This is a genomic window from Saccharothrix coeruleofusca, assembly GCF_014648515.1.
GTDB lineage: Bacteria > Actinomycetota > Actinomycetes > Mycobacteriales > Pseudonocardiaceae > Actinosynnema > Actinosynnema coeruleofuscum.
On record NZ_BMRG01000011.1, the window covers coordinates 196,983 to 201,464 of the forward strand.

At 72.1% G+C, this 4,482-nt stretch carries 3 protein-coding genes; 2 read left to right on the plus strand and 1 reads right to left on the minus strand.

What is annotated here, in order from left to right; all coding sequences use genetic code 11:
* Positions 1-205 precede the first annotated feature (205 nt).
* Positions 206-1,420 (plus strand): SatS C-terminal domain-containing protein, encoded by a 1,215-nt coding sequence (locus IEZ00_RS24775; protein WP_189225718.1) that lies wholly within the window; start codon positions 206-208, stop codon positions 1,418-1,420.
* A gap of 53 nt (positions 1,421-1,473) precedes the next feature.
* On the opposite strand, the gene IEZ00_RS24780 is transcribed toward IEZ00_RS24775, so the two are convergent.
* Positions 1,474-2,538 (minus strand): adenosine deaminase, encoded by a 1,065-nt coding sequence (locus tag IEZ00_RS24780; protein WP_189225719.1) that lies wholly within the window; start codon positions 2,536-2,538, stop codon positions 1,474-1,476.
* A gap of 310 nt (positions 2,539-2,848) precedes the next feature.
* On the opposite strand from IEZ00_RS24780, the gene IEZ00_RS24785 reads away from it, so the two are divergent.
* Positions 2,849-4,048, plus strand: a complete 1,200-nt coding sequence (locus IEZ00_RS24785) for a hypothetical protein (RefSeq protein WP_209624478.1) — start codon at positions 2,849-2,851, stop codon at positions 4,046-4,048.
* Positions 4,049-4,482: the final 434 nt, after the last annotated feature.

Below are 4,482 nucleotides of genomic sequence, written 5' to 3' on the forward strand. Positions count from 1 at the left end.
GCCCGCCGCACCCGCCCCGGCCCCACCCCCTCCCCCGGTCGCTCCCCCGCGCGCCAGGCCGCCGGCACGGCCCCGCCCACCGGCCGAGATCGACGACGACGAGTACTTCGCCGACCCGTTCCGTGGCCAGCGGCAGCGCTAGGTGATCGACCCCGTACCCTCTAGTTCCGCATCGCAAAGGGGCATGGGGAGACCGGGAGGTCTGATGGCGCAGGACATCGTCCCGATCGAGCTGGGACTCACCCAGGGTGATGTCGTCACCCTGTGGGCTCCCCGCTGGCGGGAGGAGGGCGAGGAGTGGGAGGCGTTCCTCGGCCACGAAGAGGACCTCTACGCCTTCCCCGACGCCGCGCACCTCGCGGCGTTCGTGCGCGGGGCCGAGGAGCACGACCTGACCGACCACCCGGCGTGGCACGTGGTGCCCGCGCTGTCGGTGGCCGAGCTGTCGCCGGACGACAACCACCAGTTCGACCTGGTCGGCGTGCCGGAGCTGGTCGCCGAGGAGCCCGACACCTGGGTCATCGGCGAGCTGGCCGACGTGGTGTCGATCGTGCGCTCCCTGGCCGACGTGTGCGACCTGGAGAAGGTGCACGAGGTGCTGGACTCGGCGGAGGGCTTCGCGCTGCTGCCGCAGGGCACGCTGCCGTTCACCGGCCGCGAGGGCAAGGCGCTGTGGGCGCAGCTGGGCGAGGTCGTCTCGGAGAAGTGGGACGAGGTGCTGGACGCGATCGACGAGGTCGTGACCACGCCCGAGGTGGACGCGGCGACGCTGGCCACCGCCCAGGAGGAGCTGGCCGCGCTGGAGGAGGCCACGGCGGCCGTCGCCGACGAGGACGACTCGGACGACGAGGACGACGCCGACGACGCGGTGCCCGGCTTCTGGGGTGAGGTCGGCATCGACCCGATCAAGATCCTCACCAGCGCGGGCGAGTACTACACGCTGCGCTGCTACCTCGACGACCAGCCGCTGTTCCTGGGCCGCAAGGGCAGGATCGACGTGTTCGGCTCGCCGCGCGCGCTGTCCCGGTTCATCGTCGAGGCCGACGACAACGACCTGACCGAGGTCTCCACCTGGCAGGAGCTGGTGGTCAAGGCCACCGGCGGCGACCTGGAGGTCGAGGTCGACCCGGACAACGTCTACGTGTTCACCGGCCTGGACGAGGACATCGCCGACGGCCCGGACGCGGTCGACCCCACCCAGCTGGACCTGGTGGTGGAGCTGCTGGAGGACGCCGCCGAGTGGGCGGGCGACGACAGCGTGAAGCTGGCGCTCAACCAGTCCGAGAGCCTGGGCTGGCTGGTGTCCTACGTGCTCAAGCCGGACCCCACGCGGCTCGCGCCCAGCGCCCCGTACGACGCCGAGGTCGCCGCGTGGCGCACGCTGGTCGCCAACTTCGAGGACCGGCTGCGCGTCCACTGACGCGAGAGAAGGGGGGCGTTCCCGACACCGGGAACGCCCCCCTCGTTCTCTCGTCAGTCCCGCAGTGCCGCGTAGCCGGGCTCGATGACGTCCCGGATCAGCGCGCGGCGCTCGTCCAGCGGCAGGAACGCCGCCTTCGCCGCGTTGGTGGTGAAGCGGCGCAGGTCGTCCCAGCCGAACCCGAACTGCTCCACGACGGCGGCGAACTCGCCGCTCACCGTCACGTCGCTCATCAGCCGGTTGTCGGTGTTCACGGTGACCCGGAAGCCCAGCCGGTCCAGCAGCGCGATCGGGTGCTCGGCCAGCGACGCGACCGCGCCGGTGTGCACGTTGGAGGTCGGGCAGGTCTCCAGCGCGATGCGGCGGTCCCGCACGTACGCGGCGAGGTGGCCCACCTCGCCGTCCTGGATGTCCTCCACGATCCGCACCCCGTGGCCCAGCCGCTCGGCCCCGCAGAACTGCACGGCCTGCCAGATCGACTCCGGCCCCGCCGCCTCGCCCGCGTGGATGGTGAAGTGCGCGTTCTGCTGGCGCAGGTACTCGAACGCGGACAGCTCCCTGGTCGCGGGGAACCCGGCCTCGGGGCCCGCGATGTCGAAGCCGACCACCCCGGCGTCGCGGTAGCGCACCACCAGGTCGGCGATCCGCTGCCAGTCGTCGTTCTGGCGCATCGCGCACAGCAGCGCCCGCACCCTGATCCGCCCGCCGGAGGCGGCCTCGCCCTGGCGGAAGCCCTCCTGCACGGCCTCGACCGCCTGCTCCAGGCTCAGCCCCCGCTCGGTGAACAGCTCGGGGGCGTAGCGCACCTCCGCGTAGACCACGCCGTCGGCGGCGAGGTCCTGCGCGGCCTCGGAGGCGACCCGGACCAGCGCGGCCTCGTCCTGCATGACGCCGCAGGTGTGCGCGAAGCCCTCCAGGTAGCGCACCAGCGAACCGGAGTTGGCGTTGTCGCGGAACCAGGCGCCCAGCTTCACCGGGTCGGTGGTGGGCAGGCCCTGGTGGCCGCAGGCCTCGGCGAGTTCGATCACCGTCTGGGGGCGGAGGCCACCGTCGAGGTGGTCGTGCAGCAGCACCTTCGGCGCTGTGCGGATGGCCTCCTGGGAAAGCGGGGTCGGCATGGTCGACACCGTATACCGATCACCGGCCCGGAGGCCGTTGTGCACTCGTGATGCAGAACTTTCCGCTATCGCCCCCCGCCGCCGGTCACCCTCTCGGCGGATGCTCACGCGGAGCACTCACAGGTAGCCGGGCCGTCACCTCCGGGTATGGTCACTCGTTGTCACTCCACGAAGCGGCAATGACGCCGGAACAGGCGGTCCGCGTCAGGGGGTGGTACTGGCCCACCACCCGGCGCGGTTAGGCTCCCGGAGGTCTCCCCCTCCCCTGGACGAAGGCACCCGAGCCGTGAACGAGAACAACAACTCCACGATGTCCTTCGATCGGATGCGCAACATGCTCACGCGCGCCGCGGAGATCCGTGAGAGCGAACAGCAGCAGATCTTCGACGCACTGGACGAGATCCACGCGCGGATGTCCCCGCTCGAGTCGCTGGGTTCCGTTCGCAAGCGCCTGTCCGAGCTGCCCGACCGCACCGAGGTCAGCGTGCTGGCCGAGCGCCTGGACGAGGCGCTGTCGCGGCTGGAGGCGCAGGACAACGCCGTGCAGGGCATCGGCCGCGCGGTCGACGGCCTGGTCGACAAGCTGGCCAAGCCGTTCGCCCAGCTCGACGGCAGGCTCGACGGCGTGGCGGGCCGGTTCGAGGGCGTGGCGGGCCGGATGGACGGTCTGGAGGACAAGCTCTCCCACATCCACAAGCGGCTCGACGACCTCGAACTGCACCTGGACAAGCAGGACGGCAAGACCGACCAGATCCCCGGCGCGGTGACCGCCCCGCTGCGCGAGCGCATCGAGGCGCTGGAGGCCGCCCTGCGCAGCCGCCTGGACGAGGTGGACGAGGGCGTGCACGAGCACCTCGACGGCACCCGCGAGGCGCTGCAGCGCTCGCTCGGCGACTCGACCAGCGCCCTGCACGGCAGGCTCGACGAGACCCGCGACAACCTCAACGCCACCCGCGACGGCTTCCACACGGCGCTCAACGACACCCGCGACGGGTTCCACGCGGCCCTCAACGACACCCGCGGCGCCGTCACCGGCAAGCTCGACGAGGCCCGCGAGGCCCTGCACGCGGCGCTGGACGAGACCCGCGACCGGGTCGACGCCACCGACCGGCTGGAGGCGCTGGCGCAGCGCCTGGAGCAGGTCACCTCGCGCCTGGACACCATGACCACCCGGCTCGACGCCGTGGAGGACGACTTCGCCGCCCGGCTGGGCGAGCTGTCCGGCGTGGTGGAGCAGGGCATCGCCAAGGTCGAGGGCACGCTGTCGAGCAGGCCGGACGCCGACTCGCTGGCGTCGCTGGTGCGCAAGAGCAACCAGGAGTCGGAGCTGCGCATCGGCGGTCAGCTGGACGAGGCGATGGCCACGTTCGCCGAGCTGATCCTCGGCGGCGGCTCGGCGACCCCGCCGCCCCCGCCCACCGCCCTGCCCCGGCCGCAGCGCCGCACCCGCAAGAACGGCCCCAAGCCCGGCGAGAACCACGACGACGACCTCGCCGCCGAAGGCGCCTGATCCCCCGCACCTCCCGAAGGCCCGGCCCGCTCACGCGGCCGGGCCTTCGCCCTTCCCACCCCCGCGAGTCGAACCTCCAGAACCCCCGAATTCAACGCTCAGGACCACCACGCCCGCCCCCGGCGTCACCCGATCATGGGCGTGTCGCCCTCGCGAGTCGCGCGCCCGGACACCCCGAACCGAGCGTTCACGCACCCCGACTCGCACTTTCGCGCCCCGCCCCGCGCTTCCACGCCCCTCGGGTGGTAGTTACCGGCCCTCACGACGGCCTCCGGTAGTACTTGCCCACGCACCAGAGCGGCGCGCGCAGCGGGGCCCCCGCGAGCGCCATCCTTGGCGACCTGCCGCGCGGCGAGTGCCGCTTTGCTGGATAACCCAACCCGAACGACGAACTCAGGGGTCCTGAGCGTTCGACTCGCGGTACCTGAGCGTTC

Coding starts and splice junctions, on each gene's coding strand:
- IEZ00_RS24780 (WP_189225719.1), bottom strand. CDS start 2,538: ATGCCGACCCCGCTTTCCCAGGAGGCCATCCGCACAGCGCCGAAGGTG.
- IEZ00_RS24775 (WP_189225718.1), top strand. CDS start 206: ATGGCGCAGGACATCGTCCCGATCGAGCTGGGACTCACCCAGGGTGAT.
- IEZ00_RS24785 (WP_209624478.1), top strand. CDS start 2,849: ATGTCCTTCGATCGGATGCGCAACATGCTCACGCGCGCCGCGGAGATC.